At 69.4% G+C, this 22,516-nt stretch carries 20 protein-coding genes; 2 read left to right on the plus strand and 18 right to left on the minus strand.

Going from position 1 to position 22,516, the window contains the following annotated elements; genetic code table 11:
* Positions 1–25 precede the first annotated feature (25 nt).
* Positions 26–1,837 (minus strand): gamma-glutamyltransferase, encoded by a 1,812-nt coding sequence (ggt, locus tag ACFVWD_RS08695; RefSeq protein WP_389594593.1) that lies wholly within the window; start codon positions 1,835–1,837, stop codon positions 26–28.
* A gap of 104 nt (positions 1,838–1,941) precedes the next feature.
* On the opposite strand from ggt, the gene ACFVWD_RS08700 reads away from it, so the two are divergent.
* Complete coding sequence (locus ACFVWD_RS08700) at positions 1,942–2,700, plus strand: hypothetical protein (RefSeq protein ID WP_180362160.1); 759 nt, start codon at positions 1,942–1,944, stop codon at positions 2,698–2,700.
* 116 nt (positions 2,701–2,816) lie between these two features.
* Entirely contained in the window at positions 2,817–4,385 is a 1,569-nt protein-coding gene (locus ACFVWD_RS08705) for a CocE/NonD family hydrolase (RefSeq protein ID WP_389594594.1), read from the plus strand.
* A gap of 51 nt (positions 4,386–4,436) precedes the next feature.
* Here ACFVWD_RS08705 and ACFVWD_RS08710 read toward each other — a convergent pair whose 3' ends face one another.
* The 17 genes from ACFVWD_RS08710 to ACFVWD_RS08790 form a co-directional block, all read right to left on the minus strand.
* Positions 4,437–5,327, minus strand: a complete 891-nt coding sequence (locus ACFVWD_RS08710) for an amino acid ABC transporter permease (RefSeq protein ID WP_389594595.1) — start codon at positions 5,325–5,327, stop codon at positions 4,437–4,439.
* On the minus strand, positions 5,324–5,968 hold the full coding sequence (locus tag ACFVWD_RS08715; RefSeq protein ID WP_168497270.1) for an amino acid ABC transporter permease: 645 nt from the start codon (positions 5,966–5,968) through the stop codon (positions 5,324–5,326). Before ACFVWD_RS08715 ends, ACFVWD_RS08710 begins: the two co-directional genes overlap by 4 nt.
* Before the next feature lie 11 nt (positions 5,969–5,979).
* Positions 5,980–6,897, minus strand: a complete 918-nt coding sequence (locus tag ACFVWD_RS08720) for a glutamate ABC transporter substrate-binding protein (RefSeq protein WP_389594596.1) — start codon at positions 6,895–6,897, stop codon at positions 5,980–5,982.
* Between the two features lie 16 nt (positions 6,898–6,913).
* Positions 6,914–7,657, minus strand: coding sequence for an amino acid ABC transporter ATP-binding protein (locus ACFVWD_RS08725; protein ID WP_389594597.1), 744 nt, complete (start codon positions 7,655–7,657; stop codon positions 6,914–6,916).
* Positions 7,658–7,797: 140 nt separating this feature from the next.
* The gene (locus ACFVWD_RS08730; protein ID WP_067362458.1) at positions 7,798–8,238 is read right to left on the minus strand and encodes a DUF6278 family protein; all 441 of its coding nucleotides are present in this window, start codon (positions 8,236–8,238) and stop codon (positions 7,798–7,800) included.
* A 55-nt stretch (positions 8,239–8,293) separates the two neighbouring features.
* Positions 8,294–9,073 (minus strand): exodeoxyribonuclease III, encoded by a 780-nt coding sequence (locus tag ACFVWD_RS08735; RefSeq protein WP_143628782.1) that lies wholly within the window; start codon positions 9,071–9,073, stop codon positions 8,294–8,296.
* Between the two features lie 70 nt (positions 9,074–9,143).
* A complete protein-coding gene (locus ACFVWD_RS08740; RefSeq protein ID WP_389594598.1) occupies positions 9,144–9,779 on the minus strand; it encodes an MBL fold metallo-hydrolase in 636 nt (211 codons plus the stop codon).
* A 70-nt stretch (positions 9,780–9,849) separates the two neighbouring features.
* Positions 9,850–11,145, minus strand: coding sequence for a 4-carboxymuconolactone decarboxylase (pcaC, locus tag ACFVWD_RS08745; protein ID WP_389594599.1), 1,296 nt, complete (start codon positions 11,143–11,145; stop codon positions 9,850–9,852).
* A gap of 524 nt (positions 11,146–11,669) precedes the next feature.
* The gene (locus tag ACFVWD_RS08750) at positions 11,670–11,882 is read right to left on the minus strand and encodes a hypothetical protein (protein WP_389594600.1); all 213 of its coding nucleotides are present in this window, start codon (positions 11,880–11,882) and stop codon (positions 11,670–11,672) included.
* 187 nt (positions 11,883–12,069) lie between these two features.
* On the minus strand, positions 12,070–12,927 hold the full coding sequence (locus ACFVWD_RS08755) for a BTAD domain-containing putative transcriptional regulator (protein ID WP_389594601.1): 858 nt from the start codon (positions 12,925–12,927) through the stop codon (positions 12,070–12,072).
* A 114-nt stretch (positions 12,928–13,041) separates the two neighbouring features.
* Positions 13,042–13,773 carry a LuxR C-terminal-related transcriptional regulator gene (locus tag ACFVWD_RS08760; RefSeq protein ID WP_389594602.1) on the minus strand — a complete coding sequence of 244 codons (732 nt, stop codon included), beginning with the start codon at positions 13,771–13,773 and terminating at the stop codon, positions 13,042–13,044.
* 227 nt (positions 13,774–14,000) lie between these two features.
* Positions 14,001–14,936 carry a JmjC domain-containing protein gene (locus tag ACFVWD_RS08765; protein ID WP_389594603.1) on the minus strand — a complete coding sequence of 312 codons (936 nt, stop codon included), beginning with the start codon at positions 14,934–14,936 and terminating at the stop codon, positions 14,001–14,003.
* Positions 14,933–16,678, minus strand: coding sequence for an AMP-binding protein (locus tag ACFVWD_RS08770; RefSeq protein WP_389594604.1), 1,746 nt, complete (start codon positions 16,676–16,678; stop codon positions 14,933–14,935). Before ACFVWD_RS08770 ends, ACFVWD_RS08765 begins: the two co-directional genes overlap by 4 nt.
* A complete protein-coding gene (locus ACFVWD_RS08775) occupies positions 16,665–18,077 on the minus strand; it encodes a class I adenylate-forming enzyme family protein (protein WP_389594605.1) in 1,413 nt (470 codons plus the stop codon). Before ACFVWD_RS08775 ends, ACFVWD_RS08770 begins: the two co-directional genes overlap by 14 nt.
* A gap of 6 nt (positions 18,078–18,083) precedes the next feature.
* Positions 18,084–18,332: an acyl carrier protein gene (locus ACFVWD_RS08780; RefSeq protein WP_075029626.1), complete on the minus strand. Its 249-nt coding sequence runs from the start codon at positions 18,330–18,332 to the stop codon at positions 18,084–18,086.
* Between the two features lie 78 nt (positions 18,333–18,410).
* Positions 18,411–19,739 carry a condensation domain-containing protein gene (locus tag ACFVWD_RS08785; protein ID WP_389594606.1) on the minus strand — a complete coding sequence of 443 codons (1,329 nt, stop codon included), beginning with the start codon at positions 19,737–19,739 and terminating at the stop codon, positions 18,411–18,413.
* Complete coding sequence (locus ACFVWD_RS08790) at positions 19,727–21,922, minus strand: peptidase domain-containing ABC transporter (RefSeq protein WP_389594607.1); 2,196 nt, start codon at positions 21,920–21,922, stop codon at positions 19,727–19,729. Before ACFVWD_RS08790 ends, ACFVWD_RS08785 begins: the two co-directional genes overlap by 13 nt.
* Between the last annotated feature and the right edge of the window lie 594 nt (positions 21,923–22,516).

Here is a 22,516-nt window from a genome sequence, read left to right on the forward strand (position 1 = left end):
TCGACGGGCGCGAGGGCGCCGCTCGCTACGACGCCGGTCGCACCACCATCGCCGAGCCGCCACCGCGCCGTACCTTCTCGGCCGCTGCCAGCCACTGGCCGCCCGGGAGGCGCTGGACGCCCGTCGCCGCGCCGATCTCGGGGTTGAGCTTGAACGAGTGCCCGAGGGATTCGAGCCGGGTCCGCAGGGCGCTGTCGTACAGGCCGGGTTCGAGTTCGGTCTGGGCCGCGTTGCGCTGGCTGGCGCGCGGTGCGGCGATGGCGTCCACCAGCGGCAGACCCCGGTCCAGGAACTCCGTCAGGGTCTGCAGGACGGTGGTGATGATGGTCGCGCCACCGGGCGAGCCGAGCGCCACCACGGGCTGGTTGTGCCGGTCCAGAACGATCGTCGGGGAGATCGACGAACGCGGGCGCTTGCCGGGGCCGGGCAGGTTCGGGTCGTGGACGGCCGGGTTGGCCGGGGTGAAGGAGAAGTCGGTCAGCTCGTTGTTGAGGAGGAATCCGCGCCCCGGGACGGTGATCCCGCTGCCGCCGGTCTGCTCGATGGTGAGGGTGTAGGAGACGACGTTGCCCCACTTGTCGGCCACTGTGAGGTGGGTGGTGTTCTCGCCCTCGTACGTCGTCGGGGCGGCCCTGCCGCCGGTGGAGCAGGCCGCAGGGTGGCGCGGGTCGCCCGGTGCGAGCGGGCTCGTCAGGACCGCGTCGTCCTTGATCAGGCAGGCGCGCGAGTCGGCGTACTTCTGCGAGAGGAGTTCCTTCGTGGGGACGTCCTCGAAGGCGGGATCGCCCACCCAGCGCCCCCGGTCCGCGAACGCGATCCGGCTGGCCTCGATGTAGTGGTGCAGGTACTGGACCTCGCTCGCCTTCGAAAGGTCCGTCTTCTCAAGGATGTTGAGGGCCTCGCCGACCGTGGTGCCACCGGAGGAGGAGGGGGCGATCGAGTAGACCTTCAGTCCGCGGTACGACGTCTGCGTCGGCGCCTGTCGCTTCGCCAGGTAGGCCGCCAGGTCCTTCGACGACAGCTTGCCCGGGCGGGCGTTGTAGCCCGAACCCGGTTCCACCGGGGGCTTGTTCACGGTGGCGACGATGTCCTTGCCCAGGTCGCCGTGGTAGATCGCGCCGACGCCTTTCTTGCCCAACTCCTCGTACGTGCCGGCGAGATCGGGGTTGGTGAAGGTCGATCCGACCACGGGGAGCGAGCCGCCGGGCAGGAACAGCTTCGCGGTGTCGGGGAAGTTCTTGAAGCGGGCCTGGTTGGACTCGGTCTGCGAGCGGAAGGTCGCGTCGACCGTGAACCCGTCGCGTGCGATCCGCTCGGCAGGCTTCAGTACGCTCCCGAGCCGCTTGCTGCCCCAGCTGTCCAGCGCCGTCTGCCAGGTGGCGGGCGTACCCGGTGTACCCACGCTCAGCCCGCTGGTGACGGCGTCCGCGAAGGCGAGCGGCCGGCCGTTCTCCAGGAAGAGCCCCGAGTCGGCGGTCAGCGGCGCGGTCTCACGGCCGTCGATCGTATGCACCGTACGGGACTTGGCGTCGTAGTAGACGAAGTAGCCGCCCCCGCCGACGCCGGAGGAGTACGGCTCGGTGACGCCGAGGGCCGCCGCGGTCGCGACCGCCGCGTCCACCGCGTTGCCGCCCTTCTTCAGGACCTCGATCCCGGCGGCGGAGGCGTCGGCGTCGACACTGGCCACGGCACCGCCGTAGCCGACGGCGACCGGCACCTTCGCCGGGGTCGTACCGGAGGAAGCCGCCCCGGCGGTGGGTGGCGCCACCGCGCCGACCGACACCACCGCGGCCGAAACCGCCAAGACCGCCAGATTCCGCGCAACAGGGCGACGCATCCGTACCTCCAGTCAACAGCCGTCCGCGCAGCGTAACTTCACCGCGCCCCTCCCGTCAGGACCCCCTCGAACACCGGTCCGCACTCCCGATACCATGCGCGCCCATGAATGACGACGTGCGCAACATCGTCCTCGGCGTGGTCGCCGCCGCCATCAGCGCCGCGCTCGGCTGGCTCGCCCGGACCTACCTCTGGAAGCGCAGACTCCGGCGCAAGCAGGCGTTCTTCGGGCTGCCCGACAACTCCGAGTCGCTCCTGGTGGTGAACCGCGAGGCGGGCGGCCCGGAGCTCACGGTGATGCGCTTCGACGTGTTCGCACTGCTCGAACTCGCCGCGCTGATCAAGGACTGCGGCGCGCACGCCCAGGTCGTCGCGCACGACGCCGCGCAGCAGGGGTTCGGGGAGCGGACCGAGTTCTGCGTGGGCGGGCCGGCGTCGAATCGCCGCATGGCCGCGCACCTTCACAGCCTGCTCCCGGGCATCCAGGTCAACACCGACGCCGAACCGGGCCCGGACCGCGGCGCCTTCCAGATCGGCAGCGAGCGCTACCTCCTGGAGTCGGGGAAGGGCGAGTACGTGATCCTCGCCCGGCTGATCGCGGGACAGGAGCGCGGGACGCGGCCCGTCTTCCTCTTCTGCGGGCAGCGCGCGATCACCAACCAGGCGGCGACCCGCTATCTCGCCCGCAACCACGAACGGCTGGCACGCAAGCACGGCGGCAACTCCTTCGTACTACTGCTGAAGGTGGTGAACTCGCACGCGTACGGGCCCGATGTCGTCGAGCTTGTCGCGGACGTGACCCGGGCCGCCCAGACCCCGCTGCCCACACCCGCGCCGGCCCGCAACTCCCACCGCGCATCGTAGATTTCACGGCCATCCAACAATCTTTACCCGTGCGTAACTTACCGACGGGTTACTTCCGGTAAGGCAGCGAGGTTACCGTCGGGTCACATTCTACTGACACGAGTGAGGAGTGGCCCGTGGGACACCATCGTCATGCCCTGCGCACGTCCGCCGTCGGTGCCGTATCCGCGGCCCTGATCGCCGGTACCGCCCTCGGGCTCGCCCCCACCGCCCAGGCCGCCTCCGCCGGCGTCCGCTTCGTCGACATCACCGGAGACGGCGGCACGGTCCTCAAGGCCAATGTCGTCACCCCCGCGGGCGCCGACGGCAGCCGCAGGTACCCGCTCCTCGTCATGCCGACGAGCTGGGGCCTGCCCCAGGTCGAGTACCTCGCACAGGCCCAGAAGCTCGCCGACTCCGGCTATGTGGTGCTCACGTACAACGTGCGCGGCTTCTGGCAGTCCGGCGGCGAGATAGAAGTGGCGGGACCGCCCGACGTGGCCGACGCCTCCAAGGTGATCGACTGGGCACTGGCGAACACCCCGGCCGACGCCCAGAAGGTCGGCATGGCGGGCGTCTCGTACGGCGCCGGGATCAGTCTGCTCGCCGCCGCGCACGACAAGAGGATCAAGGCGGTCTCCGCCATGAGCGGCTGGGCCGACCTCATCGACTCGATCTACTCGGGCCGCACCCAGCACTCCCAGGCCACCGCCCTGCTCGGTGTCGCGGGGAGTATCACCGGGCGCCCGAGCGCCGAACTCCAGCAGACGCTCAAGGACTTCTTCGCCTCGAACCTGTCGAAGGAGCAGGAGATGATCGCCTGGGGGAAGAAACGTTCCCCCGAGACCTACGTCGACCAGCTCAACAAGAACGGCGCGGCCGTCTTCATGGCCAACGGCTGGGGCGACACGATCTTCCCACCCAACCAGTACGCCAAGTTCTACGAGGAGCTGACCGGCCCCAAGCGTCTGGAGTTCCGCCCCGGCGACCACGCCACCGCCGAGATCACCGGTCTGTTCGGGCTCCCCAACGACGTGTGGACGGACACCGGCCGCTGGTTCGACCACTACCTCAGGGGCGTCGACAACGGCATCGACCGTGAGCAGCCCGTCCAGCTCAAGCCCCGCACCACCGGCGCCTACGAGGGCTACCCGGACTGGAAGTCGGTCGGCGCGACCAGGAAGAAGATCGCCCTCGCGGGCACCACCACGATCCACACCAACGTCGACTCGGGCGCGGACGGCGGGATCATCTTCCTCTCCAGCATCCTCGACCAGATCGCCCAGGTGCCCCCGATGGCGTCGATCCCGCTGCTGCCGCGCCGCTGGGCGGCCGTCTGGCAGTCGGAGAAGTACGCGAGCGTCCAGCAAGTGCGAGGAACCACCACGCTGCACACCACGCTCACTCCGACCAAGGAGAGCGGCACCCTCGTCGCCTACCTCTACGACGTGGGCCCGCTCGGCCTCGGCAAGCTGGTCAGCAACGCGCCGTACACCTTCCACGGGCAGACGCCCGGAGAGCCGTTCGGCGTCGACCTGGAGCTGTACTCCACGGCCTACGACGTCCCGGCAGGGCATCGGCTCGCCCTGGTCGTCGACACGGTCGACCCGCTCTACATCGAGCACAACCCGTCCGGCGCGCAGCTGACCTTCTCCTCACCGGCGAACGACCCGTCCTACGTGTCCGTTCCCCTGCGCGAGCAGTGATCTCCGGCTGCTGGCGCCGGTCGGGTCTGGCCCTGTGAGCTGCTGCTCCCCCTACGGTCGCGGGGCTGTGGGGGGACCCCCACCCGGCAGCAGCGTCCCTGGTTCGGCCGGTGCCACATGCACGGCCTCGGTCTTGGGACTGCGCTGCTCCCGCCGGGACACCCACTGGGCGAACCAGGAGAGCAGCATGCACATCCCGATGTAGATCGGCGAGATCACCATCACCACGGGGATGAACGGCAAATCGTAGTCGAGGTTCGAGGCGATCAGTTTCCCGGCGTGGAGAAACTCCTCGTAGGTGATGAGATATCCGAGCGAGGTGTCCTTAAGGGCCACCACGAGTTGGCTGATGATGGCGGGCAGCATGGCCCGCACGGCCTGCGGGACGAGGACGTACGTCATGACCTGGGTCTTGCGCATGCCGAGCGCGAACGCGGCCTCCCGCTGGCCGCGTTCGACGGAGTTGACGCCGGAGCGGAAGACCTCGGCGAGCACCGAGCCGTTGTAGAGGGTCAGCCCCGCGACCAGCGCGGGCAGCGGCTGCACCTTCAGCGCCACGAAGATGAAGAAGATCATCACCAGTACGGGCATGGCGCGGAAGAACTCGACGACCAGCGCGGAGACCCAGCGCACCGGACGGTGGTCGGACAGGCGTCCTGTCGCGAGCACGGTGCCCAGCGCCAGCGAGAGCACCGCGGCCATCGCGAAGGCCTTCAGCGTGTTGCCCAGTCCCCGCAGCAGCAGTTCCTGGATGCCCTTGTACTCGAACGGCATCCACTTCGTGTACGTGAACTGGTCGGTGTCGAAGAGGAGATAGAGGATCCAGCCGACCAGGGCGAGGATCAGGGCGGTGGACACGGCGGCGTAGAGCCGGTGCCGTTGGCGGGTCCTGGGTCCGGGAACGTCGTACAGGGCGGTGGATTCGGGGGCGGTGGTGGTCATCGGGCGACTCCCCAGCGCTGTTCGAGGTAGTTGAAGATCGCGCTGATGGTGAGGGTGATGATCAGATAGCCGACGGCGATCCAGATGAAGGTCCAGACGATGTTGTAGCCGAGCTCGCTCAGCGTCTTGTAGGTCCCGAGCAGTTCGTTGACGCTGAACGCCCCGGCGATCGCCGAGTTCTTGGCGAGGGCGATGAGCGTCGAGCCGATGGGCGGGATCACGGACCGGAACGCCTGTGGCAGGACGACCACGGACAGCGTCTGGCTGAAGGTCATGCCGAGGCTGCGGGCGGCCTCGCCCTGTCCCTTGGGCACGGTGTTGATGCCCGAGCGCAGCGCCTCGCAGATGAACGCGGAGGTGTAGCAGCCGAGCGCCAGGACCGCGAACACCTTGAAGGGCAGCACGAGTCCGAACCGGGGCAGCCCGAGCAGCACGGCGAAGAACAGCAGGGTGAGCGGGGTGTTGCGCAGCACGGTCACCCACACCGTGCCGAAGGCCCGCAGGGAGCCGACCGGCGCGACCCGGAACGACGCCATCAGGAAGCCGAGCACGAGCGCCAGCACGCTCGCGTAGACGGTGAGTTCGACCGTGCCGAGGAATCCCTGGGCGAAGGTGTGGAAGTTGTCGATCAGTACGTTCACATCGGCCTCGCTCAGCTCGCCGGGTAGCGGTCGATGGCGGGCGGGGTGGGCGCCGGCACTCCGGAGAGCCCGAGCGTCGCCTCGTACGCCCTCTTCCAGTCACCGTTCGTCTCGCGGGCCTCCAACGCGTCGTCGAGCGCGAACCGCAGCGCGTTGTCGTCGCGCGGCACGCCGATGCCGTACGGCTCCTTCGAGAACGGCTTGCCGACGACCTTGAGTTCGTCGGGCACCTTCGCCGCGTAGCCGATCAGGATCGCGTCGTCGGTGGTGACGGCGTCGACCTGGTAGGTGAGCAGGTTGTCGACGCAGACCGAGTAGGTGTCGTAGGCGACGAGCGTCGCCTTCGGGTAGTCGGTCTGGATGCGCTGGTACGGCGTCGAACCGGCCGCCGAGCAGACGCGTTTGCCGGCGAGGTCCTGGGGGCCGTGGATGTCCTTCTCGTTCTTGCGCACGAGCAGCGACTGACCGGCCATGTAGTAGGGGCCCGCGAAGCCGACGAGCTTCTTGCGGTTGTCGTTGATGGTGTAGGTGCCGACGTAGAAGTCGATCTGGCCGTTCTGCAGGGCGGTTTCGCGGTTGGCCGAGGCGATCGTCTTGAAGCGGATGGTGCTCGGGTCGAAGCCGAGCGAGGCGGACATCATCCTGGCGATCTCGATGTCGAAGCCGGAGTAGGTGCCGCTCGCCGGGTCCTTCTGGCCCAGGTACGGCTGGTCCTCCTTGACGCCGATGTTGAGGTAGCCGCGCTTTCTGGCCCTCTCCCAGGTGGGCGAGGAGGGGAGCTCGAAGCCCTGTGCCACCTGGTAGTGGGGCAGTTTACCGGCGGCCGGTCCCTTGGTGGGCGGACTGCCTTCCTTGCCGCAGGCGGCCGTCAGCAACGCGATGCACACGAGGGCGGCCACGGCGAGGCGCGCACGTGTCGTACGGATCATGGTCGTACTCCCCCGCCTAGTGCTTGAGGATCTTGGAGAGGAAGTCCTTGGCACGGTCACTGCGCGGATTGGTGAAGAACTCCTCGGGGTTGCGGTCCTCGACGACGCGGCCGTCGGCCATGAACACGACGCGGTTGGCCGCGGAGCGTGCGAAGCCCATCTCGTGGGTGACGACGACCATGGTCATGCCGTCGCGCGCGAGCTGCTGCATGACTTCGAGGACCTCGTTGATCATCTCGGGGTCGAGTGCCGAGGTCGGCTCGTCGAACAGCAGGACCTTGGGGTCCATCGCGAGGGCGCGGGCGATGGCCACGCGCTGCTGCTGGCCGCCGGAGAGCTGCGCCGGGTATTTCGGGGCCTGGGAGGCGAGGCCCACGCGGTCCAGGAGTTCGAGGGAGCGCCGGTCGGCCTCCTCCTTCTTGCGGCCACGGACCTTGATCTGGGCCAGCGAGACATTCTGCAGGATCGTCTTGTGGGCGAAGAGGTTGAAGGACTGGAAGACCATCCCGACCTCGGCGCGGAGCCTGGCGAGCGCCTTGCCCTCGTCCGGCAACGGCTGTCCTTCGAGCCTGATGGCACCGGACTCGATGGTCTCCAGCCGGTTGATCGCCCTGCACAGGGTTGACTTGCCCGACCCCGAGGGGCCGATGATCACGACCACCTCCCCCTTGCCGACGGTGAGGTTGATGTCCTGGAGGACATGCAACTCGCCGAAGTGCTTGTTCACGTCCTGCAGTTCGATCAGAGGATCGACAGCCATGCCCTGCCCTACCCACTCTCAGCTGTGTCGCAGAAGCCGCAAACTATCCGGGCAGGGTGGCCCCCCATACGCGACACGCACTTTTCGGGCATTAGCCGTATTTATGAAGTTTCTGATTTGCGGCGTCACGGCGGGACGGGCTACCCCTCCGACACCTCGGCGTACAGCTGGGAGAGTTCGGGGGCGCCGCTGGACGCCCAGGTGTGACCGGAGGCGACGACATCGATCTCCCGGCCGGAGGCCAGCCGCACCGCCGGGTGGCCGTTGGGCCAGACCTCCCAGCGGGCGCCGGGCACCGTGCGCACGATGACCGAGCCGAGATAGAGCCCCGCGTCGTTGCCGAGCCACGGCAGGCTCTCCTCGTCGTCGCGCCAGCGCGGCAGCAGCTGGTCCAGCGCTTCCAACGAGGCGACGGAGTCGTCGAGTTCGACGCCCGCCTGATGTGCCTGCGAGCGCAGCAGCTCGCACTCGGAGAGGAGTTCGGCGACGCCCTCGGAGTCATGATCACCGTCGGAGAACACCGCGACGCCGAAGGCGGGACCGTGCTTCTTGCGCCAGGTGCCGAGGAAAGGGATGTTCATACGCCCAGCGTGACATTCACACTCCGGGTCGCACCACAGGCGCGCCCCGGGGCACTCACACGTCGAGGTCCACCACGACGGGCGCGTGGTCCGACGCGCCCTTGCCCTTGCGCTCCTCGCGGTCCACATAGGAGTCGGTGACCGCCTTGGCGAACGGCTCGTTGCCGTAGACCAGGTCGATGCGCATGCCTCGGTTCTTGGGGAAGCCGAGCTGGCGGTAGTCCCAGTACGTGAACGGGTGGTCGTACTTCAGGGGCCGCGGGACCACGTCCGACAGGCCCGACTCGCGCAGCGCTGCGAGGGCGGCCCGCTCGGCCGGGGTGACGTGGGTGGCCCCCTCGAAGAGGGAGATGTCCCAGACGTCGTCGTCCGTCGGCGCCACGTTGTAGTCACCCAGCACGGCGAAGGGGCGGCTGCCCGCCGCGTCGCCCGCGACCGCGGCCTTGAGGGCCTCGAACCACTGGATCTTGTAGGCGTAGTGGGGGTGGTCCACCTCGCGTCCGTTCGGCACGTACACCGACCAGACGCGGAGCGGGCCGCAGGTCGCGGAGACGGCCCGGGGCTCCTCGACGCCCTCGTAACCGGGGTCGCCGGGCAGTCCCTTGACCACGTCCTCCAGGCCGACGCGGGAGAGCACCGCCACGCCGTTCCACCGCCCGGTCGCGTGCACCGCCGCCTCGTAGCCCAGCTCACGCAGCTCGTCGACGGGGAACTGTTCGGCGGCGACCTTGGCCTCCTGGAGGCACAGCACGTCCGTGCCGCTGCTCTCCAGCCAGGCCAGCAGCCTCGGGAGGCGAGCGGTGATCGAGTTCACGTTCCAGGTCGCGATGCGCATGCCTCACAACCTACCGGGCGGGTACGACAACGGGTCTCCGCGCCCGCCCGGCGCCCCCGCCTGCGGGTGCTCAGACCTCCGCCGACGCCCCCGGCGTGAGCCGCAGGTGCTCGGAGCCGCCCAGGGAGCCGATCTGGTGGTCGTAGATCGGGCGCGCGAGGTCCGTCAGGAGCGCGTCGTGGATGTCGTACGCGCGCTGCGGCTTCACCTCGCGGACGTAGTCGATGACCTCGGCGATCTTGTTCCACGGGGCCATGACCGGGAGCATCAGCGTCTCGACCGCCTGCTCGGGGACGGTGAGGGCGTCGCCCGGGTGGAAGACGCGGCCGCCGTCGATGAGATAGCCGACGTTCGTGATACGCGGGATGTCCGGGTGGATCACGGCGTGCAGTTCGCCGTGCACCTGGACGTCGAAGCCCGCGGCGCTGAACGTGTCGCCGTGACCGACGGTGTGGACACGGCCCGGGAAGGCCGCGGAGATCTTCTCCGCGACCGACTTCAGGGTCCAGATCTCGGCCGCCGGGTTGGACTCCAGGCCGGCCCGCAGCCGGTCCTCGTTGAAGTGGTCGAGGTGCTCGTGCGTGACCAGGATCGCTTCCGCGCCGATGGCCGCGTCCTCCTCGGTGAAGGTCCCCGGGTCGATGACGAGCGCACGCCCGTCCTTCTCGAGACGGATGCAGGCATGCGACTTCTTCGTGAGCTTCATGGGTCCATCCTCCCCCTCCCGGTGCCAGGGAGGGCTGCCGAGACAGGTGCTCCCACTACCAGGCTCAAGATCACTCCTGGGGGGTGGTCTCCTCCCGGATGACCTGCTGCGCCACCTTGAAGGCGCTGTTGGCGGCCGGGACACCGCAGTAGACGGCCGCCTGGAGGAGCACCTCCTTGATCTCGTCCGGGGTGAGGCCGTTACGGAGAGCGGCGCGGGTGTGGAAGGCCAGCTCGTCGAGGTGACCGCCCGCCACCAGCGCGGTGAGCGTGACACAGCTGCGCGAACGCCGGTCGAGGCCCGGCCGGTCCCAGATCTCGCCCCACGCGTAGCGCGTGATGAACTCCTGGAAGTCCCCGGAGAACTCGTCCGCCAAGGCCAGCGCCCGGTCCACATGCGCGTCGCCCAGCACCTCGCGGCGCACCTTGATCCCGGCGTCGTAGGGGTCGGGCCTGCCCAGGCCCGCGGGCTGTACGACGGCCGGGGCGATCTCGGCGACGGGGCCGACCGGCGGGGGTGCCGCGAGCGCCGGCTTGACCGGCGCCGCCGGGATGGCCATCTGGCCTGTGGTCGAGTCGTAGGCGGGCTGCCAGGCGGTGGAGAAGTGCCGTACCAGCAGGTCGGTGACCGCGGCCGGCTGCTCCACGGGGACCAGGTGCGAGGCGCCGGGTACGACGGCGAGGCGGGCGTCCGGTATCCCGGCGACCAGCGTGCGGGCCTCGGCGGGTCCTGTGACCTGGTCGTCGGAGCCGACGAGGACGAGGGTGGGGACGCCGATGCGGCCCAGTTCGGCGCGTACGTCGAACGCGGCGAGCGCCTCGCAGGCGGCGATGTAGCAGCCGGGGTCGGTGGTGCGCACCATCTGCACGGCCCACTCGGTGATCGCGGGCTGCGCGGCGGCGAAGCCGGTCGTGAACCAGCGCTCGGGCGAGGATCGCGCGATCGGGTCGAGCCCGTTGCTTCGCACGATCACCCCGCGCTGCCGGAACTCGTCGGCCGAACCGAAGCGGGGCGAGGCGGCGATCACGGCGAGCGAGGCGATCCGCTCCGGGTGACGCAGGGCCAGCTCGATGCCGATGGCCCCGCTGAACGCGCAGCCCGCGTAACCGAAGCGCTGCACGCCGAGCCCGTCGAGGGTGGCGAGCAGCCGCCCCGCGAGTTCGGTGACGGAACCCGCCGGGTAGGCGGGGGCGCCGCCGTGGCCCGGCAGGTCGAACCGGAAGATCCGCCAGTTCTTGGACAGCTCCGGTATCTGCCGGTCCCACATGTGCCAGGTGGTTCCCAGCGAGGGGCCCAGAATCAGGACAGGAGCGTCTTCTGGCCCGTCAAAGCGGTATTGCAGGGTGTTTGCTGGTTTCTCGCTCACCCGCCCGACTCTCTCATCTCTCACGAGATGACACATGACCGGTTCCGGCCCAGGGCCTCTTCCCCCTCTCTCCACGGCCGGTGCGGTACCTCCGGAGCCCTCGGGAAACGGGTACACGTCCTCCGCATGGACACATGTTCGTGCCGGCACTCCCGCCGCTCGGTGTGCCGCGTGCGGCGCGGTGTCCCACCCGGACCGCGGAGCCGCAGGGCGGATGCGACGGGTCGCCGCAGGCCCAGGTGAGCAAGGGGTCCACGGGTGAGTGCGGCGGATCGGCAGCGCGGAATCGGGCCACGCCGGGGGCGTCACGTGGCGTGCGGACGGGTCCGGTCCCGGCCGGCGGTCATCGGGGGTCCGGCCCGGTGGACGCGGCGGCTGTGAACGTGGTGCCACGGTTGTGAGGATGCGGTGGTCGCCGCACACCCCTGGGGTGAGTCCGCGCCCCGCCCCCGGCTGCGTCACGCCGCCCCCGGCCGACGGTCACCCCTGGCGATCGCCGGCGTCGACCGCCCGTCGCCGGCCGGTCACGAGGAGGGCCCGTGGTAGCTCGACCCCGTGCCGTTCCACTTCTCCAGGCACTCGGCCCGGTAGTGGTGGTTCACCGTGCCGGACGACTGGTGGTTCGCCACTCCGCCGACGGGGGAACCGACGATGACGGCGGCCAGGATGAACGGCAGCGCCAGGACGGCGGCAAGCAGGGACTGACGCAGCGGAACGCCGGATTTGCATCGCTTCACTTTATGTATCCGTTCTGGTGAGTTCTGCGCCGCGTGCCACCGGGCCCGCAGCGATTGGCCATGCTGGCAGGCCGTGATCAACGGGTGATCAATGTGCAGGTCGGGCGGTGAATCGGTGGCTGCTGTGCCCAATGCCGCGACGGCCGCCTCCGCGACGGGAGCGCCTTCCCGCGGGCCGTGAACGACGTCATGGAGCGACGCTCCGGTCCGTCGTCAGGCCATCCATGATGTCCGCGTCGTCGGCCAGGATCGCCTGGTGCAGCGCATGCAACTGCCGTCCGGGGAAGATTCCCAGGTCGTCGGCGAGCAGCTGGTACGCCTCGCGATAGGTGGCCAGCGCGGCGTGGCGTTGGCCGGACCGCCACAGGGCCATCATGAGATCCGCGCGCAGTCGTTCCTGGTGCGGATGATCAGCGACCGTGGCGAGGAGTTCGGGAATTATCTCGAAGTGCTGACCGTCCGCGAGCTGCGCCTGGAAGTACTTCATCAGCAGTCCGAGCCGGAACTGTTCCAGCCTGGCCGCCTCGGCCTGCATGACCAGAGTGTGGGTGAGGCCGCTCAGAGGCTTGCCCCGCCACAGCCGGATCGCCTCGCGCAGCAGCCTGCCGGCCTCCTTGGTCGCACCGTTGTGGAGGCTTTCCTGGCCGAGCTGCCACAGTTGCTGGCACCGCTCCAGGTCGACCTGATCGGACTCGGCCGTGAGCTGGTACCCGTCGCTGGTCGTGATCAGACGGACGCCGGTCGCGTAGGCGAACTGCCGGCGCAGGCGGCTCACGTACAGTTGGATGTTCTTCTTGGCGCTCGAGGGTGGTGCCTCTCCCCAGACGGCCTCGATGATGTTGTCGACCGAGACGTGCCGGTTGGCATGGAGACACAGGTAGGCGAAGAGGATCTGCGGCTTCGCTCCTCCCGGGGACACGGTGACACCGGACACGAGGATCTCGAGCGGCCCTAAGAGATTCAGCTGAGTGGGGCCGGTCTCGACCCCCGCGTCCGGGTCGGCGTCCGAACGGGACGTTCCGCCGCCCTGCCACGCTCTGCGCATGAGCTCCACTCCTACCCCCTTACGAGAAACAAGGACCATCCGGGGAAATGGCGACGCGTCCTGATGACGGGCCGCGTGTCAGACGAGGGGCAGGGCATAGACTCATCCGGATTCCTATTTTATGAACTCATCGGCGACCCGGGGCGGCCACGAATTGATTCGCAGTATTCCCGTCGAGTAGGCGAGCGCGATCAGCGCCACCCGATTCGGTGTGCCGAACTGCCGGAGCATGCGCGAGATGTGGTAATCGACGGTCTTGGGGCTGATGAATAAACGTGAGGCCAGGAATTCTGATGTCAGTCCTGCCGCGGTTCCTTCGAGGATTTTCGCCGCCATCTCACCGATGACCAGACTCTCGCTGACGGTCTTCGGCCCGGCGGGGTCCGTGGGGTGGAAGAGCTGTATGACCACGGCCCTGTTCGGCGAACTACCCCACAGGGCTGTCGCCGTGAGCACGGCCCTGAGCGGTGTGGCAGACCGTCGCCGCAGTGCTATGCGGTGACTGAACTGGTCCCGGTCTCCGACGAGCAGCTGGTTCAGGTCGCGGTCGAGAGCCTCGCGGAGGTCCGATTCTATGAGGTAGCGAAACGGCTTTCCATACAGTTCCTCGCCCGACCCGCCGAACTGTCGGAAGAATTCCGGACTCCCGTACTGCATCTGGTGCTGGCGGTCGAGAAAAACCAAGACCTCTCTGTCCGTTGTCAGCGCAGAATGACCCATTCGTGCTCCTGTGGCTTTCGACTGCACCCTGCCGGCCCGATCGACGGCGACTGGCAGGGCAGACCTGTCGTAGGCGCCGCTGGGCATGGAGCGCTGCACGCGCCCGACCTGTTCGGTTACGGCCATACTGGCTCACGGCGATCAGCGCACGATCAGTGCGGAATCGATGAGTGCGGGCGCCGCCCGCACCCGGGTGCAGCGAGCGGAGCGGCACCGGGCGCCGGCGGACCGTCCGGTCCCCGGGCCGCTACGACGACGGGCCGGCCGGGGTCCTCGGACCGGTGCCCGGTGTCAGCACGGCTCCGGACGCCCGGTGGCGACCGGTGCGGCCTCCGGCGTCGGGACGCGCGGGATCACCGCGGATCGGCGTATCCGGCGGCCAGGTCACCGAGCGAGACCGGTGCACCGGGATCGGGCAGGGCGGCAAGCCTGGTCCGCCTCGCGTGGTCCACCAGGTCCTGAGGGGTCAGACCGGCCAGTGCCTTGCTCACGTGCTCGAGCATGGCGGTGGCGGCGGCGAGGACGGCTTCGTCGTCCAGGGGACGCGCTTCGACGTTCATCGCCCTGGCCGTGAGCTTCTGGAGGCTGCGGAACAGATCGCCCTTGTGGACCTCACGGATCGTCAGTGACAGGTGCACGGACAGGCCGCCGCTGCCGACTGCCTCGTGGGCGAAGGCGCGTGGGATGTACAGGACGTCCCCGGCGTGCACGGTGGCGCGCAGCACCTCCGCCGGCTTCTCCCCTTCCACACTCCCCTCGCGCCATTCACCGTTCGCCGGTCCCTCGTAGACACGCCAGTCCTTGCTGCCGGCCAGTTGGAGAACGAGCACATCGGCGTCGTCGCGATGCAGTGGAGCTCCCTGGGCGCCGGGCGGGGTGACGAAGCAGAACGCCTCCACCGGCCGCTGGAGTTCGGCCGAGAGGCGGCCTAGCAGATCGCGGGTGGGGCGGTGCCACTGGTCGACCCGGTGCATGAGCAGGGTCGCGCCCTGCTCGATCAGTCCCCGTATCTTCTTCTGGTCGGCGAACCCCGGGTGGGAGACGCCTCGGACCGAACGTGCCGAGAAGTAGGTGTCGGTGGGCAGGGGACCCTCGGCGCCGGTCATCTCCAGGTAGGGCTCGTGCAGGAAGCCGCTGGCGAGGGCGTCGTCCACGTCGGCCGGCGTGAAGGGACTGACGAGGGAGCCGTCGGGAGTGAAGACACCGGGACGGCGGCGCCAGTGGTCGGCGGCGAAGGCCGCCGGGTCGCCGACCCACCGGGACAGTGTCGTGGAGTGCGCAATGGTCATGTCGTGCGTTCCTCTCTGTGCTCGGACGATGTGCGCCGGGGCACGTGGGGCCGGAGAACGGGCAGGTCGCCCCGCTCGAAGCGCTGTTTCGTCTCGGAGATCCGCACCTTGCCGCTGGTCGTCACGGGAAGGCCGCCGGCGGGCAGCAGGGCGACCTCGGAGACGTACAGGTCGAGGACCTGGGCGAGCCGGCGCCGTACCTGGGCGGCCACCTGCGCAGGGGACGGTGCGCCGGAGCCGCCGGTCACTTCCGACACCAGGCACAGGAGTTCGCCGGCCGCCTCGTCCTCGACGGTGAAGGCGGCGCACCGCCCCGGTCTGAGGCCCGGTACGGCGGCACAGGCCGCGGCGATGTCCGCCGGGTGGAAGTTGCGGCCGCGGTGCACGAGTACGTCGTCCGTCCGTCCGAGGACGAACAGCTGGCCGCCGTCGAGGAACCCGAGGTCCCTGGTGGGATGCCAACGGGATCGCCGGACCGGCTTGCGCCAGTAGCCGCTGAAGAGTTGCGGGCCCCGGATGTGGATCTCTCCCACGCGGTGCGGGTCCTGGCGGCCGTCGCCGATGCGTACCCGGGTTCCCGGCAGCGGGACGCCCGAGGAGAGCAGGGTGGTGGAGGGGGTTCCCCGCGCGGCGCGGACCGCGCGGCCCGCACGCAGTGCTTCGGTGCTGACGGCGAGGCGGAGCGACGGGAGTTCGGGGGTGGTGGCGGTGACCGTGAGGGTCGCCTCCGCCATCCCGTACGAGGGACACAGGACCTCGGCCCGGAACCCCGCTGCCGCGAACCGGGCGGCGAACCGCTCGGCGGTGGCGGTGCGGACCACCTCACCCGCGCTGCGCGCGACCCGCCAGGCACGCAGGTCCAGGGTGGCCATCTCGTCGTCGGTGGTCTTGCGCGCGCACAGGTCGTACGCGAAGTCGGGAGCGCTGGACAGCGTGCCGCGACAGACGGTGAGAGCGGAGAGCCATTCCGCCGGACGGCGGGCGAAGCGCTCGGTCGGCAGGAGCACGGACTCGTATCCGCTGAACAGCGGCCTGAGGATTCCGGTGATCAGACCCATGTCGTGGCTGAGCGGCACCCATGTCACGGCGACGTCGGCCGGGCTCTCGCGGTAGCAGACGGCCGCCTGGCGGCAACTCGACCGCAGGGCACGGTGATCGATGACGACGCCCTTGGGAGAGCCGGTCGATCCGGAGGTGTACTGGAGAAAGGCGGGTGTTCGCGGGCTCACCCGTACGTCGGGCGCGCCGCCGCGCTCCGGCACGGCGGCGGCGACCGCCGGCAGCTCCTCCCAGGTGCGGATCCTGACCCGCGTGGCGGAGTCCTCCAGCGCGGGGCGCACCGTGTCCCGCCACGCTTCCGTGGTGATCACGAGAGCCGGGCAGCAGTCCCGAACGATGGCACGCAGTCGCTGCTCGAACGCCTCCGCGCGCATCGTGCGCGGGCCCGGGGCGGGAACCGCGACGAGTCCGGTGCCGATCACGGCCAGCAGGACGGCGGCGAACGTCTCGTCGTTCGGCAGCACCAGGACCACCCGTTGTCCGGGTTCGGCGTCCAGGCCCCGCAGCGCGCGGGCGACGGTGTCCACCAGCCGGTCCAGTTCCCCGAAGGTCGTACGCCGCCGGATCTCCCCTTCGTCCCAGCTGGTCAGGGCGATGGCTTCCGGCCGCTGCCGGGCGTGGTGCCGGAGCCATCCGGTGGCTGTGACGGAGTCGTGGGCCGGTCCTCCGCTACCGGGGGCCACGCGGAGCGCTCCGGGCCTGGACGCCGAGATCGGCCCGCCTCAGCTTGCCGCTGGGCGTACGGGGCAGGGAGCCCGAAACCGCGAGCACGACGCGCGGACAGGGCAGGTCCAGTTCTTCCGCCGTGGCCTCGATGGCAGGCACCGGGTCCTGGAAGTCGGCACCGTGACCGTGTTCCACGAAGCACACCGGTCGGTCGCCGGCGCCGTCGAGGGCGGCGGCGTCGGTGACTCCGGGCAGCAACCGGATGTCGTGCTCCAGTCGCGCCATCCGTATCTCCCGCGGGCTCTCGGCCCGGCCGAGGACGAACAGATATCCCTCGTCGTCGAGATGGCCCACGTCCCCGGTCTTCAGCACGCCGGTGTCGGTCGGATCCCGGTCGGCCGCCCGCAGCCGGATGTCTATGTCCCCGGTCTCGCCCGCGGGCACGGGCCGGCCCTCCCGCGAGATCTCGACGCGGATCCCCGGCAGGGGCCGTCCGACGGATCCGGGCCTGGCCAGCCACTCCGCCGTGGTGATCTCGGTGATGACACCGTGGGACGTGCCGTAGTACTCGTGCAGGACCGGCCCGAACAGGTCGATGGCCGCGCGCTTGACCCCGGGTGGGCAGGCGGCTCCGCCGTGGAAGACGACCTGGAAGGGGTGGCTCGGTGCCGCGCCGGCCTCGACGAGGTCGGTCAGGCGGTCGGGGCTGAGCATGGCGCTGTCCGCACGGTGACGGTCCGCCAGTTCCGTGAAGGCGTCGCAGGACCAGCTTTGCTGGACGACGACCGTGCTGCCCGCCTGCAGCGCGTACAGGGCGGGGCCGAGAGTGCCCAAGTGGTAGGTGGGGTTGGCCATCAGGTGCGGGCCCCGGCCGACTCCGGCGCCGTAGCGTTCGACGACCGCGACCCCGCGGTACGGCCTGCGTGGACGTGTCCGCGCCACGGCCTGCGGCAGTCCGGTGGTACCGGAGGTGGCGAACACGAGGCGGCCCGCGGCCGGCGGCGTCGCGGGCGTGGCGGGGCCGTCCGTCCGGGCCGTCAGCTGCGTGTCGGTCACGACCGGGCAGGGCAGGGCGGGTCCGTCGGCCCAGGGCCGCGCACTGATGTGTACGGCGGTGGACACCGAAGCGAGCAGGGATGGTCCCATGGGAATCCCGAGCAGCTCACGGTCGATGGGGAAGAGACCGAAGCCGTGTCGCAGCGCGGCCAGGGCCAGCGCGAAGAAGGCCGGTCCGGTGGGAATGTCGGTCGACACGACCGCGCCGTCCGGGATCCCGTGGGCGCGCAGCCCCCGGGCCAGGGCGTCCGCGCGGCCGGTGAGATCGCCGTAGGTGTTCTGCTCGCCGTCGGCGATCACGGCCACGCGGTCCGGGTGGGTCCGCGCGGTGGCCCAGGGGTCCCAGAGATAAGGCTTCATGATTCCTCAGTGCTTGGCTGTCGACGAGGCGGGAGAGGGCTGCGCGAGCGCGGCGGCGAGTGCCGCGAGGTCGGGGAGGCTGACGACCAGTTCGACATCGACCTCGACGCCCAGGCTCTCCTCCAGACGGAGGCTCAGTTCGACCGCAGTGATGGAGTCGCCGCCGAGGGCGAAGAAATCGTCCTCGGGCACGACCGGCCTGCCGAACACCTCGCTCACGGCGGTCAGTACCTCGTCGATCGGCGTGTCGGACATGGCGCCTTCTCTGCTGGGGGGCGTGGGTCGGAATCGGGTACGGCGGGGAGGCGGACGGCCCTCACGGCTCCTGCCCGGTCATCCGGCGGGCACGGTGGCCGCCAGGCCGGCGAGCATGTCGTCCAGGACCGACCGTGCCAGCCGGCGGTCGGCCCGGTGCCCGTCGTAGAGGAGGTCGACGCACAGGCGGTCGCGGAACTCGGTGCACCGGAGGTGAAGTGCGAAGGTGTCATGAAAGGTGATCCTGTGCAGCGGGTAGGCGTCAGCCGTGATGCGCAGACCGCCGACGTCGTCCGCGACCGCGGAGTTCCCTTCGAACCGGCGCAGGTTGACGTAGATGTCGCGGCTGACGGGTGCGCCGCCGGTCTCCTCCGCCTCCCGGGTCAGCGCGGTGAGGTCCTCGGCGTCGAGCCTCTGGTGCCGGAGCCCGTTGAGCAGTTGATCACGCACCTGTGTCCGCACGGAGAAGGCGTCGGCGCCGGCGTCGCGCAAGGTCAGCGGGCAGGAGCCGGCGAACATGCCCACCACGTCCATGTCCCGGGACGCACGCGAGTCCATCGAGGTCCACAGTCCCACTTCGGACATGCCGGTTCGAGTGGCCAGTGCGGTGACGAACAACCCGACCGCCGACTGCAGGACGGTGAAGCGGAACTCGGCGCACAGACCACGCAGCGCCGTGACCGTCGCAGCCGGCAGTTCCGCGCTCACCATGCCTCCTTCCGCGGTGTCGGCCTCGGCGGGGCCGGTCCGGGGCCAGGAAACGCGGGTCATGAAGGCCAGGCGTTCCCGCCAGTTCGCCTGCGCCTGCTCGCGCAGCCGCTCGCTCGTCCGCTCCCGCTGCCGGACCGCCGCGTCGGCGAACGAGGGGGCGGTGTCCGGCGGGGACCCGCCGTCGCGCAGGGTCTGGTAGTCGCGCCAGACCTCATGCCCGAAGAGGTGATGGGCCCGGCCGTCGAAGACGAGGTTCTGGAAGGTGGCCAGCAGCGCGTGGTGGTTCTCGTCGTAGCGCAGCAGCCTGATGACGAACGGCCGTTGTGTGCCGTACGACCACGGGGTGACGCAGTCGCGGGACAGCAGGACCGAGGCGTAGTGGGAGAACTGTGCGGGCGAGTCGGCCTTCACCTTCACCCGTCGGACGACTTCCTCCTCGGCCTCGATGCCCCGGGTCCACTGCAACGGGTGCGGGCCCGGCACCGGATCCATCTGGAGGTGCAGGGCGTCGTGCCGGACCACGAAGGCGCGTACGGCCGCGGCGAGGGCGTCCGTGTCGAGGCCGCCCAGGATCTCGAACGCGAGCTGAGTGTTCTTGTGGGACCAGCCGCTGGAGAGGGTCTTGGTGTGGAACCACTCCTGCTCGTGGGTCAGGGGGAACGGGGTACGCACCCGTGAGGCCGTCAGGCGAGGCACAGGTACTCCGTTCCGCTCTCCTTGAGGACGGCGGGGGAACCCGCCTCGACGATGCGTCCGTCGCGCATGACGACGATCTGGTCCGCCTCGTCCATCACCGTCAGGCGGTGGGCTATGACGACGACGGTGATTCCCGCGTCCAGCAGCCCCCGCATGATGGATTCCTCGAGAGCCGGGTCGAGGGCGCTGGTCGCCTCGTCCAGGATGACCAGTTCGGGCTTCTTCGCCAGCGCCCGGGCCAGCACGATCCGCTGGCGTTGTCCGCCCGACAGCCCGTGGCCGCCGGGGGCGACGAGGGTGTTGTACCCCATGGGCATGGCTTCGATCTCCTCGTGGATGTGCGCCAGCCCGACCGCCGTGATCAGATCCGACTTGCTGATGTCATCGCCGCCGAAGAGGATGTTGTCCCGGATGGTGCCGCCGAAGAGGTGCGCGTTCTGGTTGACGTAGCCGATGCGCCGCCGGTAGGTGGGCCGGTCGAGTTCGGCCAGGTCGGTGCCGTCGACGGTCAGGGTGCCGCCGGTGGGTGTGTACAGTCCGGCCAGCAGCATTCCGAGGGTGGACTTCCCGGAGCCCGAACGGCCGATGACGGCCATGAACTGCCCTGGTTCGAGTTCGAAACTGACGCCGTCGAGGGTGGGCCGCGGAGCTCCCGGATAGCGGAAGCCGACCGCTTCGGCCTTGATCCGGCCAGGTCTGGCCACGCCGGTCCCGGCGAAGGCGCCCCGCGGTTCGGGGGCCGCTCGCAGGACGTCGTCGAGTTTGGCGAGGGTGGGCCGGACCGCGGCCAGCTGGGAGCCGGCGTCGAAGAGGCCTTCCAGCGGGATGAACAGGGCGATCGTCAGTGTCATGAAGCCCATGGCCTCGCCGAGCGAGTAGCGGTGGCTCAGGACCAGCCAGATTCCGGCGACCAGCACGATCAGGGGCGCGGCGAACTGCAGCGTGCGGCTGAGGGACGCGAACAGGGCGAGGTTGCGGCGGGCGCTCAGACGCTTGTTGACCTCATGGACCAAGGTGTGCGACCAGCGCTCCACCGCCCGGCCGTCCATGCCGGCGGCCTTGAGGGTGGTGATGCTCTCCAGCATCTCCACCAGTTCCTCCTGGGCCTTGGTCTGGCGATCGAGGACTTCTTGGCTCAGTCCGGTCTGCCGGCGCCAGGTCAGCACGAGGATGGCGGTCTGCACGACGACCAGCACGGTGACGAGAAGCGACAGGAGCGGGTTCGCGACGGCAATGGCGATCAGATAGACGACGATGAGCAGGCTGTCGAAGAGGGCCGAGACCGCGGTGAGGCTCAGGACCTGGACGAGCACGTTGCTGGTGCGGACCCGTAGCGCGAGATCACCGGAGTTGCGCACGGTGAAGAAGTCGTAGGGCAGGTCCGCCATATGCCCGACGATGCCCAGGGTGAGCCGTTTCTCGATGACGGCCTGGCGCCTGGTGACCAGAAACGATCGCGCCACTGACAGGGAGAAATAGAGGACGACCAGACCGGCCAGGATGGCGCAGGCCGTCCACGCTCCGCCGGTGGACCGGTTGCCGAGGACGCGTTCGACCAGGAATCCGGCGGTGAGCGGCAGGGCGAGTTCGAAGGCCATGAGTCCGGCGGAGGAGGCGAGGATCAGCGCCAGTTCCCGGCCGTGCGGCAGAAACTGCCGCAAGCGGTACCAGGGGCCGGGGAGTTCACTGCCGCGTCGGCGCCGGCCGGAGCCGGCTTCGAGCGGCTGCTCGAACTCCAGGGCCACGCCCGTGAAGGACTCGGCGACCGTTGCCATGGTGAGCCTGCGGCGTCCATGGACAGGGTCGACGACATCCACATGGTCTTTGCCGGCTCCCTCCAGGACGACGAAGTGGTTGAAGTTCCAGAACAGGATCGAACCGGGGGACAGCCGCGCCAGGGCTTCCGTGCCGACGCGTACGCCGCGGCCCTTGACGCCGTATTCGCGGGCGATCTCCAGGAGGGTGCGGGCCGATGCGCCATTGCGTCCGGAACCCGCACGCGCGCGGATCTCGTCGAGGGACACGTCCACGCCGTGGTGGCGCAGCACGGTCACGAGAGCGGCGGGACCGCAGTCGCTGACCTGGGTTTGGAAGCAGACCTGCAGCCGCGCTCCGCGTGTGCGTCGTCTGAACCGCTCGCGGACCGCCGTGATCCGCTCGGCTGCTCCCTTGGGCCGGGTCACGGCAGGAGCGTGACCGAAGACCGGTCCAAGGCCATCGCTCCTGCGATGGTGTTCGAGCGCCTCGGCGTTGAAACGCGAATCGCCAGGCATGAGTCCCTTCCCGTTGTGAGTCACTGGCCTGTCTGCCCGCAACAGGACGTCCGGACGTGAGCCGTCGGCCCGTCCGCCGAAGAAGCGCAGGCCCCCTCGGCGGACGGACCGCGGACTTCAGATCGTCAGATGACGCAGGTGAGGGAAATCCCGAACTGGCCGCCGACGATGTCGTCCAGCTCCTCTTCCGACAGGTCGGAAATGTCGATGTCGTCGAAGTTTTCCATGACTTCTCTCTTTCGCAGGGGCTTCTTCGCATCCGTGGATCGGATTCTGTAACCAGAGAACTGTGTCGAGCCACACCAAGAAATCACCGAGAAGCGATGCCCGGACGAAATCCAGTACAGGCACCGAACCACCTGGCGAGAGGAAGCACAGGGGATGTAATGCGTTCACTTCACGTCCGGATGACCGAACGACTGAACCGTAGAGAGCAACATTCGATCAGTCAAGCCTCGATTTCCCGTCCCCCGACACTATGAACTGAATAGGCTGGGCAGGAAG

It is taken from the genome of Streptomyces sp. NPDC058086, assembly GCF_042885015.1.
In the GTDB taxonomy this organism is placed as follows: Bacteria; Actinomycetota; Actinomycetes; order Streptomycetales; family Streptomycetaceae; genus Streptomyces.

Bases quoted from the DNA above. Each gene is read 5' to 3' on its own strand.
- ggt (WP_389594593.1), bottom strand. From the start codon at position 1,837: ATGCGTCGCCCTGTTGCGCGGAATCTGGCGGTCTTGGCGGTTTCGGCC.
- ACFVWD_RS08700 (WP_180362160.1), top strand. From the start codon at position 1,942: ATGAATGACGACGTGCGCAACATCGTCCTCGGCGTGGTCGCCGCCGCC.
- ACFVWD_RS08710 (WP_389594595.1), bottom strand. From the start codon at position 5,327: ATGACCACCACCGCCCCCGAATCCACCGCCCTGTACGACGTTCCCGGA.
- ACFVWD_RS08720 (WP_389594596.1), bottom strand. From the start codon at position 6,897: ATGATCCGTACGACACGTGCGCGCCTCGCCGTGGCCGCCCTCGTGTGC.
- ACFVWD_RS08725 (WP_389594597.1), bottom strand. From the start codon at position 7,657: ATGGCTGTCGATCCTCTGATCGAACTGCAGGACGTGAACAAGCACTTC.
- ACFVWD_RS08730 (WP_067362458.1), bottom strand. From the start codon at position 8,238: ATGAACATCCCTTTCCTCGGCACCTGGCGCAAGAAGCACGGTCCCGCC.
- ACFVWD_RS08735 (WP_143628782.1), bottom strand. From the start codon at position 9,073: ATGCGCATCGCGACCTGGAACGTGAACTCGATCACCGCTCGCCTCCCG.
- ACFVWD_RS08740 (WP_389594598.1), bottom strand. From the start codon at position 9,779: ATGAAGCTCACGAAGAAGTCGCATGCCTGCATCCGTCTCGAGAAGGAC.
- ACFVWD_RS08755 (WP_389594601.1), bottom strand. From the start codon at position 12,927: ATGCGCAGAGCGTGGCAGGGCGGCGGAACGTCCCGTTCGGACGCCGAC.
- ACFVWD_RS08760 (WP_389594602.1), bottom strand. From the start codon at position 13,773: ATGGCCGTAACCGAACAGGTCGGGCGCGTGCAGCGCTCCATGCCCAGC.
- ACFVWD_RS08765 (WP_389594603.1), bottom strand. From the start codon at position 14,936: ATGACCATTGCGCACTCCACGACACTGTCCCGGTGGGTCGGCGACCCG.
- ACFVWD_RS08775 (WP_389594605.1), bottom strand. From the start codon at position 18,077: ATGAAGCCTTATCTCTGGGACCCCTGGGCCACCGCGCGGACCCACCCG.
- ACFVWD_RS08780 (WP_075029626.1), bottom strand. From the start codon at position 18,332: ATGTCCGACACGCCGATCGACGAGGTACTGACCGCCGTGAGCGAGGTG.